The organism is Vibrio sp. R10-SG3-ISO10, from assembly GCF_059834185.1.
In genome coordinates this window covers 375,077-389,373 of the sequence record NZ_JCBDHG010000020.1, presented here as the reverse complement: position 1 = coordinate 389,373, position 14,297 = coordinate 375,077, and the positions used below count along the sequence as shown (strand labels likewise).

Here is a 14,297-nt window from a genome sequence, read left to right as displayed (position 1 = left end):
ATGTCGCTAAGATTTAAGCCAAAGGACAGTTTTTAAGCAAATTAACGTAATTTAGTTACAGTAATCTTTGACTTGTACGGCAAGTAAATCCAACTCTTCTTGTTGAGGGAACTCCCCGGCCATCAATCTAGATTCAATATTAAATAAGTTATCGTCCAGAATCGGTGTCTGAATGCCATCGAGATTTTGCTTTATCTGCGCAAACTTGTTTTTGGCATGGGGTAAGTCTTCGTTTTCTATTGCCATAAAGAACATCATCAATGGCTCTTCCAGCTCTATTTTGAGCTCATTTGAGTTCGCAGAGCTGTTTAGAAGGTGAGGCTGAAATTGATACAGCTTGTCGGAATAATTGACTAATGCATCATCGAGTTCCGTTTCATCAATCGGCTTCGAGATAATGTAATCAACGCCCGCCCCCAACATTCGCTCTCTGGTATCTCTGAACACATCAGCGGTACAACCAAAGATCAGCATATTGGCTCTCTCATCAGCCAAGCTACGAATTGCTGTAGTGGCTTCAACACCATCCATCACGGGCATGTGGTTATCCATCAAAACAAGATCAAACCCACCTTGAGCAATAGCCTCAACACCAAGCTCTCCATTTTCGACACACTCACAAGAGAAGCCTTTATTGGTCATAAACGTATTCAGAATAATCGCATTAGTGCGGTTATCTTCAACGATCAAGACTCTTAAACCGTTATAGTTGAGCTTTCTTAGCTCGCGATATTCAGCAAAAGCAGGCTGGCTAATTTCAGCGCGAATGGCGGCTTCAAAGCTCGAACCAATTCCGAGCTCACTTTTTACCGTTACGGTGCCTCCCATTAGTTCACATAGCTGCTTTACAATCGCAAGGCCCAATCCGGTTCCACCAAAACGGCGCGTTGTAGAAGACTCAGCCTGTTCAAATGGCTTAAATATCTTGCTTTGGGCTTCACGGGCAATCCCTATACCGGTATCTCGCACGCGAATAAGCAGGTAGTTTTCTTCGCCTCGTTGCTCTTCTTTGAAATACACTTCCACGTAGCCACGAGAGGTAAACTTGACGGCATTGTTAAGAAGGTTAAACAGAATCTGTCTTAATCGCGCTTTATCACATAGGTACCAACGCTCATGGGGTACTTCAGAGTAGACCTTGAACTGCAACCCTTTCTCGGAACAGAGCGTAAAGTAAACACTGTTGATACTGCCGATAATCGACTCTAACGGGAAAGGTGATGATTCCAGCTCTAAATGCCCTTGCTCTACTTTCGAGAAGTCGAGAATCTCATTGAGCAGCGTCATCATATGCTCGCCAGATTCATACAATGTTTTAAGATGCTTCCTCTGCTCTTCACTTAAATCGGTTTTTAAAAGTATTTGCGCGGTCCCCAGTACCCCATTCATTGGTGTACGGATCTCGTGAGATAAAGTGGCAAGGAATGCACTTTTTGCTTTCGTCGAAGCCTGAGCTTTAACCTTTTCTTCTTCAAGATAAACCGTTTTTTCATTTAAAGAGTCGATGAGGTATTTGATTTCATCTTGGCTATTGTAATCAATCTCTATTGCCCCTCCCTCTTTGGATTCATCGAGGCTACGTGCAATGACAACAATCGGAGAAATCAGAAAACGGTTAATCAAAAAATAGCCTAGCATTACACAAGCAAGCATGATCGGTACGATGACGGCTTCGACTTTAGAGACCAGATCATACACCTGTTCGGCTACCAACCGTTTGGCGTTCACAACGTCAACACTCCAGTTAAAATCACCAAAGCTGTTTTGACTGATATAGATATTTTTAGCGAGCTGGAAGTTGTGCTCTGTGATGACATCTCCGTAACCGTCACGCAGTATCACGCCTAAGTCGTACTCTTCCGCATGCAGGCGAACAAACGCAACCAAGGTTTCTAATGAGATATCAATGGTTGCTACGCCAGCAAACTCACCGTCAATGTAGTAAGGTGATGAGGCGGTGATCATCTGCACATGGGTAAAGGGGTCTATGTATACCGGAGACCAAGACACAGTTCCGCTTGGTTTTTTCACAACAGAGGTATACCAAGACTCTTTGTCGTATCCCCCTGACTCGGGGTTATCCCATGAGAGCACCCTGTCGATCTTGCCATCACTTGCTCGGTTAAAGAACAGACTTTTATAAGGGACTTGTTGATCAATCGAGTAAGGCGTCGGCCAAAGACCGCCACTCACAGCAACCCCTTCAACAAGTGAAAAAAGCTTATGCAGCAAAACCGCTTGGTGTTCTTGAGTTTCGTGGTTACTACCGATACTGACCACGGCTTGCAAGATCCCGACGGAGCTATTTATCGGCTCTTCTATCTGAACAGAGATAAGCTCAGTTCGAAGATCAAGGTTTCTTTCTAGCTGCGCTCTGGTCGGCGGTTCAACGATCAAGTAGCTGACAGTACCGATAAGGGCGACAGCCATAGCTAGATAAATAGCTAAAGCAAAAATGCTCTTCCTTTTTAGCGATGAACGAATATCCATAAATCTTTGAATTTTGACCGTTTATAAAAAATTATAGCGAATATATCTGAGCAGCAACCTTTTTCTCACTTCTCTTGGCTGTTACCATTGCGATATCACAACTCCTGATTTACATAGGATGTCTATTTTGACCCTACAAGAACTTCTGTCCTTGCCTGAGCTTGAAGGTAAGTTGATTAACGAAGCCAAGACTCATGGTTTCGTTACCGCTATGGCTGCAGCGCCTCACACGTTGACTCCTCACGAATGGCTTCCATTCCTTTGGGGTGGTGAAGAAGTTGCCCCTTTTGCAGATGGCGAACAGTTAGAGATATACATTGAGCATATCATTGCCATTTGGAATGAGTCGCGTCCTGCCCTACTGGAAAATCGTTGGCAATGGCCCGAAGGTTGCGCTCTAGATAAAGAAGAAATCGTGACAGAAGCAACGCGCGACTTCTGTGAAGGAGTTCTCCAAGGTTGGCAGCTTGCACGTGACGATTGGGAAACCATCATGCCAGAAGATAGCGAAGATAACGCCCTATTAGGCGGTGTGTTGCTATCTGTGAGCATGCTTTATGATCCTGAAACCTCAATCGCAACGCTTGCTGAACAAGGTATTGAGGGTCTTGAACAGTTTGAAGAGATCTTTAATGCAATGCCAACCATGCTATGTGGCTTGACGATGCGTGGTTCAATGCTGGCAGATCAAGAATAACAAAATAAAAAATCGCAGCTCAGGCTGCGATTTTTTGTTGTCAGGTTCACTCAATTTTTTGCCAATTAAAATCTTCAATACGCTCATCCGCAATATAGAATATCTTAGCGCTAGGTAAAATCTCCCTATCGAGTTCTGGGTTGAGTTCAATCCCTTGCCCTACATCCAATGCGATCAGCGTTGCTTGATAGTCTCGCTTCATAAACTGAAAAGCATCTTCCACTTTTATTGTTTTCTGCTCACTCGGATAAGTCGTCGAATACTGAGTCATGCCCCGTGTAGAAGCCAATAACTCCTGATGCAAAGCGCTTGAACCCGGGTCTACCGCGGCTTTAGCGAGCATTTCAGCCCCTACTGCCGGAATACACTCGGCATTTGGGCAATGCTGGCTTAGAAGGTTACTGAGAGCCTCATCTTTAAAGTAAGCGAGCAGATGGGCACTTGGGTTGATGTTGGCACTGTATAGCGCAGCTGACAACGTAATGTCGTCTTCTAGGTTATCGACGACAATACAACTGGCCCTTTCAATTGCGGCTTTTTCCATCTCTTGTGAGTCGGTATAGCTGTTTACTTTTACGAATCCAATTTCGCCAGGAAGCGGGTTTTCAATATCTGAACGACTGCATAGTACAATTGGACGTTTGCCCTCTTCTTCATGCTGTAACATGCGAATCAAATGCATGGTACGTTGCCCATTCCAACCTAATAGTACGATATGATTTTCCACACCAACTCTCCGCTTTCCTAAAATACCTGCGCGCCAATACTCGACCATCCCTGCTGCAAGTCGACCAATCAAAGCCGCAAAAAGTGACAAGCCCCCCGGGATGACAAACAAGATAACTACCCATTTTCCCATTGAAGTTTCAGGCGAATGATCGCCGTAGCCGACGGTTGAAGCCGTCACCATCAAGAAATAGAGAAAAGTTGAGAGGTCATCGGTAAGCGCGTGCTCACTACTCGCTCTCAGTAAAATCCAAGAGGCGGCAATATAGATAACCAACAGCAAAGCTAAGTTACGATTACTAAGATTAAATATATTTGAGTTCAGCCACTTTCTAAATGTTAGCCAAATAGACATAGTGCTCCTTCACTTGTTCGCTTAAGGGTATTTAAGCCTAAGAGCTTATACAAAAAAACCAGCCATTGAGGCTGGTCTTGATAACTGTGACAAATATCCGCTTAAGCGTTGCCTTTTACCTGCATGTTTAGTTGCTCGGCAAAATCTAGCATGCGGTTCAACGGGATAAGAGATTTAACACGTAGCTCTTCATCAACAAAGATTTCGTGCTCTTCACCACCATCACGTAGCGCAGCTTCAATCGCTTTTAGGCCGTTCATTGCCATCCAAGGGCAGTGTGCACAGCTACGACAAGTTGCACCTGCACCCGCAGTTGGCGCTTCAATCAGCTCTTTCTCTGGAACTAGCTGCTGCATTTTAAAGAAGATGCCTTTATCAGTCGCAACAATCATTTTCTGCTGTGGCAGCTCTTTTGCCGCCTTAATTAGCTGACTTGTAGAGCCGACAGCATCTGCTAATTCAACAACGCTAGCAGGTGACTCTGGGTGAACAAGGATGGCTGCATCTGGGTATAAACCTTTCATCTTACGCAGCGCATCAGCTGAAAACTCATCGTGAACCACACATTCACCTTGCCAAAGCAACATGTCTGCGCCAGTTTGGTTAGCAATGTACGAACCTAGGTGGCGATCAGGGCCCCAAATAATTGGCGTATCTTCAGAATCTAGGTGTTCAACGATTTCTAATGCGATGCTCGATGTTACAACCCAGTCAGCGCGTGCTTTTACTGCAGCAGAGGTGTTTGCGTACACAACAACTTTGTGATTAGGGTGAGCATCACAAAACTCAGAAAACTTGTCAGCAGGACAACCAAGATCTAGAGAACACTCCGCCTCTAGCGTTGGCATAAGAATACGCTTTTCAGGTGTCAGGATCTTAGCTGACTCACCCATAAAGCGCACACCACCGATAATCAGTGTGCTTGCAGGGTGGCGGTTACCAAACTTTGCCATTTCAAGTGAATCACCGACAAAACCGCCAGTCTCTTCTGCCAAAGCTTGGATCTCAGGATCTGTGTAATAGTGAGCAATCAATACCGCGTCTTTTTCTTTAAGCAACACCTTGATGTTGGCAATGTGTGCTTGTTTTTCTTCTTCTGTTAGCGGGATTGGTTTTGGTGGGAATGGGTAAACTGTCTCAATTGTATCTAATATGTGGCTCATTGCTTTTGCGCTACGCTACTTCCAGTAATCCGAGTATTGTAACCTTAACGCTATTGTAGATTCCAGCGTCGACACAAAGGAAAACAAAAAAGGAGCGCTTTGCACTCCTCTTCAATACAAATTATGAACGGTTAAAGACGCTCTTTTGCCAACTTAGCTGAAGCACTATTTGGATACTCATCAACCACTTGCTGATAGTACTTTGTCGCTTGAGCTTGGTTATTATTGCGAGCTGCGATATCACCAAGTTTCACCAAAGCATCTGCACGCTTGTTGGATTCTTTATAAGTGATCACGGCGGCAAAACTCTTCACTGCTTCTTTATCTTGCTTCTTGGCAAAATAAAGTTGGCCTAGCCAATAATGCGAGTTTGGCGTGAAGCTTGAGTCCGGGAAGTCTTTCTGAAACTGCTGGAATGCAGCAATTGCACCCGTGTAGTCACGCTTCTTAAGGATTAAGTCTACCGAGTTCTGATACGCAGTCTGCTCATCTACATTGGAACTAAAAGTCCCACCTGCAGGTTTCGCTGAGTCTTCCGGTGTCGTTTGAGCAACAGGCGTTGATGCTTGGCTGCGAACCTTATCTAACTCAATGAACAGCTCTCTTTGACGCTGCAACATCTGCTGCATGTCATAAGTGCTTTTTTCTAATTGACCGCGAAGCTCACTGATTTCAAGAGCCATGTCATCGAGCTGTTGCTGCATTTGCAACTGGACGCGATTGCGGTTTTCCAATAAGCGCTCTAAGCGCTGAACATCAGTTTCGTTACCACGAACTGACGATGAAGAAGTGGCAGTATTGCTACCGCTTAGATCGGATACTGGAGCTGGTGCAGCGAGTACACTACTCGCTGCACTTGCCAGTAACGTAAGCGTAACAACGCGCTTAAGGTTACTGAACATGAGGCAATTCCTCAATTAGTACACTAGAACTGCGCGGCGGTTCTTAGCGTAAACATCTTCTGATTGACCTAGAAGAAGTGGCTTCTCTTCACCGTAGCTTACAACTTCGATTTGATCCGCTTGAACACCTAGAGCTTGTAGGTATTTCGCTACAGCTTCTGCACGGCGCTCGCCTAGTGCGATGTTGTACTCTGGAGTACCACGCTCATCTGCGTGACCTTCGATTTTAACTTCTAGAGATGGATCTTTGCTTAGGTAAGCTGCGTGAGCCGCTAGCATCTCTTCGTAGTCACCCGCGATAGTAGAGTTGTCGAAAGCAAAGTAGATTGTTGAAGTTTCGCGTAGTGCTTGCTCTTTAAGCTCTTGCTCAGAAAGCTGGCCATTTGCTTCTAGTGGAGAAACAGCTGTGTTATCTGTCGTTTGAACTTGGTTAGTTTCAGTAGAACCAGTAGAGTTCGCTGCGTCATCACTTGAGCTACATGCTGTAACCGCTAGAACTGGTAGCGCAATTAGAAGCCCTTTAAGAACTTTATTAAGTTGCATTGTTATAGTTTCCTTTGTTATTGATACTTACTTGCTACAAAAACGGTGACCATGCAGGTGCACGAACTCGACCATTTGTTGCCGGTAACCTTGCTTTAAAGCGTCCATCAATGGAGACCATTGAAAGAACATTGGTCTTGTTATAGATCGAGCTATAAATGACCATACCACCATTTGGCGCAATACTTGGTGATTCATCCAACAATGTTTTGGTTAGAATCTGCATCGCTCCGGTTTCCATATCTAGCTTGGCTAGATTGAACCCTGTATTGCTGCGATTCACCATCACTAAGAAGCGACCATCTGGTGTAATTTGCCCACCAAGGTTCTGGCTGCCTTGCCATGTTAAACGCTTGGTCGAATTACTTGCCAAATCTACTTGATAAATTTGAGGTTTTCCACCCCGATCCGAGGTAAAGATCAGAGATTTACCATCTGGATGCCAAAATGGTTCGGTATTATTCGATCTACCGCGGGTAATTTGAGTCAGTTTTCTGGTGTTCAGATCCAACGTATAAACTTGCAGGCTACCGGTTTTTGATAAAACCAAAGCCAGCTTACTGCCGTCCGGAGAGAATCTTGGCGCACCATTGTGACGAGGATATGACGTCAACTTCTCACGTTCGCCCGTGTAGATATTCATAATGAAGATCTCAGCTTGGCCGTTTTGGAAGCTCACATAAGCAAGTTTTTTACCATCGGGAGACCAAGCTGGAGACATCAATGGCTGCTTAGAACGCAGTACTAGGCGCTCATTGTAACCATCATAATCAGATACGCGTAGCTGGTATGGGAAATTGTCTTTGTCATTGACAACAACGTAAGCAATACGAGTTAAAAACGCACCTTTTTCACCAGTTAATGCTTCATAGACTAGATCTGAGATTCTGTGCGCATATTCTCTAAGGCGCTTACCCGGTACTGTCGCTCGTTTGTTAAAAATTACATGATCTTTAGACAGAACTAGCTGACCATCACCACTTAAAGACTTACTCTGGCCTTGAGTCAACTGACCTCTCACTACGTCTACCAGCTGATAGTTAATAACGTAGTTACCCTCTGCATTTTGGGAAATTGAACCAGTCACTAGGGCATCAACACCCAACCCAGTCCAAGCATTGAAATCAACTTCCGCTTCGCTGTATGGCGTTTGTGGCATTTTACTTGTTGCAACTGGGTTAAATTTACCACTGCGCTGCAAATCTGAAGCAATCACTTTTGATACATCTTCAGGAAGTTGTGTATTGCCTTCCCATTTAAATGGCACGATCGCGATTGGTCTTGCCGAATCGATACCATCTGTAATCACTAGTTCCAACGCCGCATTCGCCGTTTGGAACACGCTCATTACAGTGAGCACACATCCTATTACTAGTCGCTTTAACACAAGCTTTTCCTTATAACTCAGGTACTACGGTTAAATTGATATTCTTAATTTTGTTCACAACGTCTGGATCTTTAGGCAGAGGAAAGCTGTTCACTTGCGCCACAGCACGCTTGGTTGCCGCGCATAAACGGCTATCACCATCCAGAACGGAAAGATTGCCAACAATTGCGTCTGCTCCCGTAGGGATCAAACGCAGGTTAACTCGACAAGACTTTCCCCGAAAACTGTCCTCCAGCAATAAATTTTGCTGAATGAGCTGAGTGTAAATTGCGCCATAACGGTCAGCCTCGCTAGAGACGTGGCTAGAACGCGCCGAGGTGTTCGCCTCAGCTTCCGTCTCTAATCCCGCAAAGATATCGTTTAGTGCCGCTTCTTGTTCTTTGCGTTCACGCTCAATCCGCTCTAAGCGTTCTTTCTCTTTGCGCGCCTTCTCAGCCGCCTCTTTGGCTGCTTTCTCTTTCGCTATACGTTCTTTCTCAGCTTTCTCTGCCGCTTCACGTTGACGTCGCGCTTTCTCTTCCGCTTCTTTTGCCGCTTTTTCACGGGCAATACGCTCTTGCTCCGCTTTGGCAATCGCCGCTTCTTTCGCTAAGCGTTCTTGTTCAGCCTTCTTAATCGCTTGCTCTTTGGCTTTTCGCTCCGCTTCAAGTTTGGCTACGCGTTCTTTTTCTTTTTTCACACGAGCTTCTTCAGCTTTGCGCTCCTTCTCTTTAGCAATGCGTTGTTTTTCCGCTTCACGTGCCGCTTTAGCCTCTTTGGCTTGCTGCTCTTTGAGCTTACGAATGCGTTCTTCTTCGGCTTTGCGGTTTTTTTCAAGCTGTTCACTTTCACGGCGGAGCTTATCTAAACGATCTTGCTCTTTCTTCGCCGCTTCTTCACGCTTGCTACGAATCTGTTGCGCTTGCTGCCTGACAAGATCTGGATCGATGACGACCGCTTGAACCATACGCCCAGCCGGCTCCGGCTTAGACATTGTAAAGTCAGTGCCCCAAATCAAAGCCGCAATAAGAAGTCCATGCAAAGCAGCCGATATGATGATCGGCTTTTTGTAATCGTTCTTTTTAGGTTTGTTCTCTTTCATCGCAGCGACGATTATTCCTTAATATCTGTCAGCAAACCGACTTTCGGAATGCCTGCACGACTCAATTCGTCTAATACCAAAACGACTTCTGCATAAGGGGTAGCGGCATCACCACCGACTGCAACAGGTGAGTCAGGCTTTAAAGACAGTTCTGCTTTAACACGAACAATCACGTCTTGTAGTGAGATACCGCGTGATACCTCTTCGTCATTGACGCTAAGACCAAGGTTTCCGTCTTTGTCGATTTCAACAATGATAAAGCTTGCATCACTGTCGCCCGCCAGTTCAGAAGCTGGCTTGGCTGTGGCAGTTTTTGGCAGTTCAACGTCGACCCCTTGTGTGACAAAAGGTGAGGTCACCATGAAAATGATCAGAAGAACCAGCATAACGTCGATATAAGGTACAACGTTAATTTCAGCAGTCATCTTGCGCTTTTTAGGTTGGTAGCCAGCCATAGCAACTATTCCTTACTTGCAGTATCGCGGCCAGCCATTGCTTGACGGTGCAAAATACTGTGGAACTCTTCTGAGAAGGTTGCGTAGTTGTGCTCTAGCTTACCCACTTTACTGCTGAATCGGTTGTATGCCATTACCGCAGGAATTGCAGCAAATAGACCCATCGCCGTTGCAACGAGTGCTTCGGCGATACCAGGAGCAACCATCGCGAGCGTCGCTTGTTTTACTTCACCTAGCGCAATGAAAGCATGCATGATGCCCCAAACGGTACCAAATAGACCAATGTAAGGACTGATTGAGCCGACAGTTGCTAGGAATGGAAGATTGGTTTCAAGCTCATCCACTTCTCGCGCCACAGCGACACGCATCGAGCGGCCAGTCCCTTCCATAATGAAATCTGGAGAGTCAGCGTTAGACTTACGTAGACGAGCAAACTCAGTGAAACCGGAGTAGAAGATCTCTTCTGTACCCGCTAAGTCGTCCTTACGCTTTTTGGCATTTTGATAAAGAATCGACAGATCAGTACCTGACCAAAACTTATCTTCGAAGGTTTCTGCATCTTTTGATGCCTGAGAAAGCACCTTACTGCGCTTAATGATCATTGCCCAAGAAACAATCGACATGCCTAAAAGGATCAGCATAACCATTTTTACTAGCAGGCTCGCCTGCAAGAAAAGGTCTAGCATCGAAATATCAGCGGTCACTATCCGTTAACTCCATAACTATTGATTGAGGCATTGCTTTTGGCCTCATTTTTATATTGTCGATACATGCTACCTTAACCATTGCCTTACACAATGACTTACCCTCAGGATTAACGATCTCCTGACAGAAAGTGAGTGAAGCTTTTTTAAGGTCAGCAATTTTTGTCCTTACAGTGAGATGATCGTCAAGGCGAGCACCCTGCAAAAAATCGATATCCATGTGTCGGACTACGAAACCGATGTTTTGTTCCAAAAGGACTTGTTGAGACACACCGATAGTGCGAAGTAGTTCAGTTCTTGCCCGTTCAAAGAACTTGAGGTAGTTGGAATGGTACACCACGCCACCAGCATCAGTGTCTTCATAATAAACCGTTACCGCCCACTCAAATGTCTTTGCCTGCTCTTGCACTATAGCGCCCAAACTTGTTTTTCTAGACGGTTACTATAACGCAACTCATTACTATCTATGCAAGACTTAATAAGTGAATTCAAAGCTTGAAACAAAAAAAAGCGCAACCCATTCAATGAGTCGCACTTTTTTTAGACAAAATGAGCGGAGTTTAGCCCTTAGATCAGACGAACTACCGTGAGGTATATAAGAATCGTCAATGAGCAGTACGGACTGAACAGCACCTGCCAATACCAATTACGAGGTTTAAAACCCAGACCAGACACCATGCTAGAGCAAATTGCCCAAATCAGCAGTGGTGAAATAATGGCATTGAAACCGCCGATTGAAGCGGAATACAGTTCTGGGTCCCACATAACCATAGCTACGTGATAAAAACCAAGAACCAGTGATAAGGCTCGGAACAGAGCCTTATCAACAGGTGCATGTAGCTTAGCTACCTGCGCAGCGAGATTACTCACTGTCTTTGTCCATCATTTCAGAGTGCTCTAACCAAAGAGCGTTGATGATGCCGAATGCACAAGCGAGTAATACACCCAGAATCCATGCGAAATACCACATATTCGTTGCTCCTTAGTAAGCTGAAACGTCGTTGTCTTCGATGTGTTTCTTATCAAGACGACCAAACATTTTGTAGTATGTCCAAGTCGTGTAGCCAAGAATCACAGGCACCATTACCGCAGCAACTAGTGTCATCAGACCAAGTGTCAGTTCACTTGCCGTTGAGTCCCACATCGTTAAGCTATGGCTAGGTACTAGGCTTGAAGGCATTACGAATGGGAACATCGCAAAACCTGCCGTTAGAATCACACCTGCGTTAGCAAGGCTTGAGAACAAGAAAGCAAATCCACCGCGCTCAATGCGAGAAGCAAATACAGCCAGTAGCGGCATTAACACACCAATAACTGGTGCTGCCCACATTGCTGGGTAAGTTTCAAAGTTCTGCATCCAAGCACCTGCCTGAATCGCCACTTCTTTGTTCAGTGGATTAGATGCAGCCATTGTATCGATAGCGCTTGTGATGACGTAACCATCAATAGACTGAACCCAGAAACCACCAAGTACAAACAGGACTGTAGCGATCAGACCCGCGATTTGAGCCACATTACGTGCACGTACGTGCAGCGCTTCTGTTGTCTTCATTTGAAGCCAAGTTGCACCTTGTAGAACAAATAGCATCAGGCTAAGCACGCCACAAAGCAACGCAAATGGGTTGAGTAGTGCAAAGAACGAACCCTTGTATTGCGACATCAGCAGATCATTCAACTCAAATGGTACACCTTGAAGCAGGTTACCAAATGCGACACCGAAGATGATTGGCGGAACTGTGCCACTAAAGCAAAGTGCGTAGTCCCAAGCCTTACGCCATTTTGGCTCTTCAATTTTAGAACGGTAGTCTAGTGCAAGTGGACGTAGCCAAAGCGCAGCTAAGGTCACATACATTGCTAAATAGAATCCAGAAAACGACGTTGCGTAAACTAGAGGCCATGCTGCAAACAGTGCACCACCCGCTGTGATCAACCAAACTTGGTTACCATCCCAGTGAGGAGCAATCGTGTTGAGCATAATACGACGTTCAGTGTCGCTTTTACCAATAACAGGTGACAGCGCAGCAACGCCCATATCAAAGCCATCAGTGACGGCGAAACCAACTAGCAGAACACCAATCAGAACCCACCAGATAAGTCGTAAGATTTCGTAATCAAACATAATATTCCCTCACTTAAACTTCGACTGAGCGACCAACTTTGTCTTCAACAGAGTCAGCGTTTTGTTCGAAGTGGTAGCGACCAGTTTTCAGGCTGCTAGGACCTTTACGTGCAAATTTAAGCATTAGGTAAACTTCAGCAATCAAGAACACTGTGTACAGTGCTAGGATAGCGAATAGAGAAGTCCATAGTTCACCAATTGTCAGCGCTGAAGCTGCAACATGCGTAGGAAGGATTTCACCTACCGCCCATGGCTGACGACCATACTCGGCAACAAACCAACCTGCTTCAATTGCAATCCAAGGAAGAGGAATACTGAATAGCGCCGCCTTGAGAATCCAAGGTTTTTGCTCGATTTTCTGGCGACATGTTTGTACGAATGCAGCACCGAATACGAATAGCATAATAAAGCCACACGCAACCATGATACGGAACGACCAGAATAGAGGCCAAACCGTTGGGATAGAATCATCCGCTGCCGCTTGAATTTGCTCTTCTGTCGCATCGACAACATTTTCAGTGTAACGCTTCAGAAGTAGGCCATAACCGAGGTCACCTTTCACTTCATCAAACGCTGCCATGTTTTCTTCTGATTTATCACCCGCACGTAGCTTCTCTAGAAGCTCATACGCGTACATACCGGTACGAACACGTTCTACGTGGTCATCGCGCAGATCACGGAGACCTGTTACCTGCTCATCTAGAGAGCGCGTCGCGATAATACCCATAACGTAAGGGATCTTAATCGCGTAATCGGTGTGCATTGTCTCTTGGTTAGGTAAACCAAACAGCGTAAACGCTGCAGGGGCTGGCTCTGTGTGCCATTCCGCTTCAATCGCAGCAAGTTTCACCTTCTGCACTTCACCTAGCTCGTAACCGGATTCATCACCAAGAATGATAACCGATAAGATAGCAGCCATACCGAACGAAGCCGCGATAGCAAATGAACGACGAGCGAATGCGATGTCACGACCTTTTAATAGGTAGTAAGAGCTGATGCCTAGAATGAACATTGCGCCAGTCGTGTAGCCAGATGCTACGGTATGAACGAATTTAACCTGAGCAACTGGGTTTAGAACAACCTCAGCAAAGCTCACCATTTCCATACGCATGGTTTCAAAGTTAAATTCAGCGCCAACTGGGTTTTGCATCCAGCCGTTTGCTACCAAGATCCAAAGTGCAGAGAAGTTAGAACCTAGCGCAACTAACCAAGTAACAACAAGGTGTTGACGTTTTGAGAGACGATCCCAGCCAAAGAAGAAAAGACCAACAAAGGTGGATTCTAAGAAGAAGGCAACTAGGGCTTCAATCGCCAAAGGTGCACCGAAAATATCACCTACGTAATGCGAATAGTAAGACCAGTTAGTACCAAACTGGAACTCCATGGTAAGGCCGGTCGCCACACCAAGTGCAAAGTTAATACCGAATAGCTTACCCCAGAACTTTGTCATGTCCTTATAGATTTGCTTGTTCGTCATTACGTACATTGATTCCATGATAGCCAGTAAGAAGGCCATACCTAGAGTCAACGGTACGAATAGGAAGTGATACATCGCTGTCAGTGCAAACTGCAACCGCGATAGATCAACAACATCGATCATGATTACTCCTATGTGTCGGCTGAAGACACTCTCTACATTAATGCATTGTTATTAATCGTTGGGCAAACTTAAACA

Annotated in this window: 15 protein-coding genes; 1 reads left to right on the top strand and 14 read right to left on the bottom strand. The window is 45.4% G+C overall.

What is annotated here, in order from left to right:
* Positions 1 to 51 precede the first annotated feature (51 nt).
* The gene (locus tag AC6R16_RS11765; RefSeq protein WP_500674463.1) at positions 52 to 2,490 is read right to left on the bottom strand and encodes an ATP-binding protein; all 2,439 of its coding nucleotides are present in this window, start codon (positions 2,488 to 2,490) and stop codon (positions 52 to 54) included.
* A 127-nt stretch (positions 2,491 to 2,617) separates the two neighbouring features.
* Here AC6R16_RS11765 and AC6R16_RS11760 point away from each other — a divergent pair, with 127 nt between their 5' ends.
* On the top strand, positions 2,618 to 3,187 hold the full coding sequence (locus tag AC6R16_RS11760; protein ID WP_500674462.1) for a UPF0149 family protein: 570 nt from the start codon (positions 2,618 to 2,620) through the stop codon (positions 3,185 to 3,187).
* 46 nt (positions 3,188 to 3,233) lie between these two features.
* Here AC6R16_RS11760 and AC6R16_RS11755 read toward each other — a convergent pair whose 3' ends face one another.
* The 13 genes from AC6R16_RS11755 to cydA all read right to left on the bottom strand — a co-directional run bounded on the left by AC6R16_RS11755 (position 3,234) and on the right by cydA (position 14,222).
* Entirely contained in the window at positions 3,234 to 4,268 is a 1,035-nt protein-coding gene (locus tag AC6R16_RS11755; RefSeq protein WP_500674461.1) for a potassium channel family protein, read from the bottom strand.
* Between the two features lie 101 nt (positions 4,269 to 4,369).
* The gene (gene nadA / locus AC6R16_RS11750; RefSeq protein WP_500674460.1) at positions 4,370 to 5,431 is read right to left on the bottom strand and encodes a quinolinate synthase NadA; all 1,062 of its coding nucleotides are present in this window, start codon (positions 5,429 to 5,431) and stop codon (positions 4,370 to 4,372) included.
* 131 nt (positions 5,432 to 5,562) lie between these two features.
* Positions 5,563 to 6,333 (bottom strand): tol-pal system protein YbgF, encoded by a 771-nt coding sequence (gene ybgF / locus AC6R16_RS11745; protein WP_004743340.1) that lies wholly within the window; start codon positions 6,331 to 6,333, stop codon positions 5,563 to 5,565.
* A 15-nt stretch (positions 6,334 to 6,348) separates the two neighbouring features.
* The gene (gene pal, locus AC6R16_RS11740) at positions 6,349 to 6,876 is read right to left on the bottom strand and encodes a peptidoglycan-associated lipoprotein Pal (protein ID WP_004743339.1); all 528 of its coding nucleotides are present in this window, start codon (positions 6,874 to 6,876) and stop codon (positions 6,349 to 6,351) included.
* Positions 6,877 to 6,910: 34 nt separating this feature from the next.
* Positions 6,911 to 8,224 (bottom strand): Tol-Pal system beta propeller repeat protein TolB, encoded by a 1,314-nt coding sequence (gene tolB, locus AC6R16_RS11735; protein ID WP_500674657.1) that lies wholly within the window; start codon positions 8,222 to 8,224, stop codon positions 6,911 to 6,913.
* Between the two features lie 49 nt (positions 8,225 to 8,273).
* Positions 8,274 to 9,344 (bottom strand): cell envelope integrity protein TolA, encoded by a 1,071-nt coding sequence (gene tolA / locus AC6R16_RS11730; protein ID WP_500674459.1) that lies wholly within the window; start codon positions 9,342 to 9,344, stop codon positions 8,274 to 8,276.
* Positions 9,345 to 9,355: 11 nt separating this feature from the next.
* Entirely contained in the window at positions 9,356 to 9,799 is a 444-nt protein-coding gene (gene tolR, locus AC6R16_RS11725; RefSeq protein WP_004743336.1) for a protein TolR, read from the bottom strand.
* A 5-nt stretch (positions 9,800 to 9,804) separates the two neighbouring features.
* Positions 9,805 to 10,503, bottom strand: coding sequence for a protein TolQ (gene tolQ, locus AC6R16_RS11720; RefSeq protein ID WP_004743335.1), 699 nt, complete (start codon positions 10,501 to 10,503; stop codon positions 9,805 to 9,807).
* Complete coding sequence (gene ybgC, locus AC6R16_RS11715) at positions 10,493 to 10,912, bottom strand: tol-pal system-associated acyl-CoA thioesterase (protein WP_500674458.1); 420 nt, start codon at positions 10,910 to 10,912, stop codon at positions 10,493 to 10,495. Before ybgC ends, tolQ begins: the two co-directional genes overlap by 11 nt.
* A gap of 158 nt (positions 10,913 to 11,070) precedes the next feature.
* Entirely contained in the window at positions 11,071 to 11,373 is a 303-nt protein-coding gene (gene ybgE / locus AC6R16_RS11710) for a cyd operon protein YbgE (RefSeq protein ID WP_500674457.1), read from the bottom strand.
* Positions 11,366 to 11,473, bottom strand: coding sequence for a cytochrome bd-I oxidase subunit CydX (gene cydX / locus AC6R16_RS11705; protein WP_000270284.1), 108 nt, complete (start codon positions 11,471 to 11,473; stop codon positions 11,366 to 11,368). The genes ybgE and cydX overlap by 8 nt, the downstream gene beginning before the upstream one ends.
* 12 nt (positions 11,474 to 11,485) lie before the next feature.
* Positions 11,486 to 12,622, bottom strand: coding sequence for a cytochrome d ubiquinol oxidase subunit II (gene cydB, locus AC6R16_RS11700; RefSeq protein WP_500674456.1), 1,137 nt, complete (start codon positions 12,620 to 12,622; stop codon positions 11,486 to 11,488).
* Between the two features lie 13 nt (positions 12,623 to 12,635).
* Positions 12,636 to 14,222: a cytochrome ubiquinol oxidase subunit I gene (gene cydA, locus AC6R16_RS11695; RefSeq protein ID WP_500640792.1), complete on the bottom strand. Its 1,587-nt coding sequence runs from the start codon at positions 14,220 to 14,222 to the stop codon at positions 12,636 to 12,638.
* Between the last annotated feature and the right edge of the window lie 75 nt (positions 14,223 to 14,297).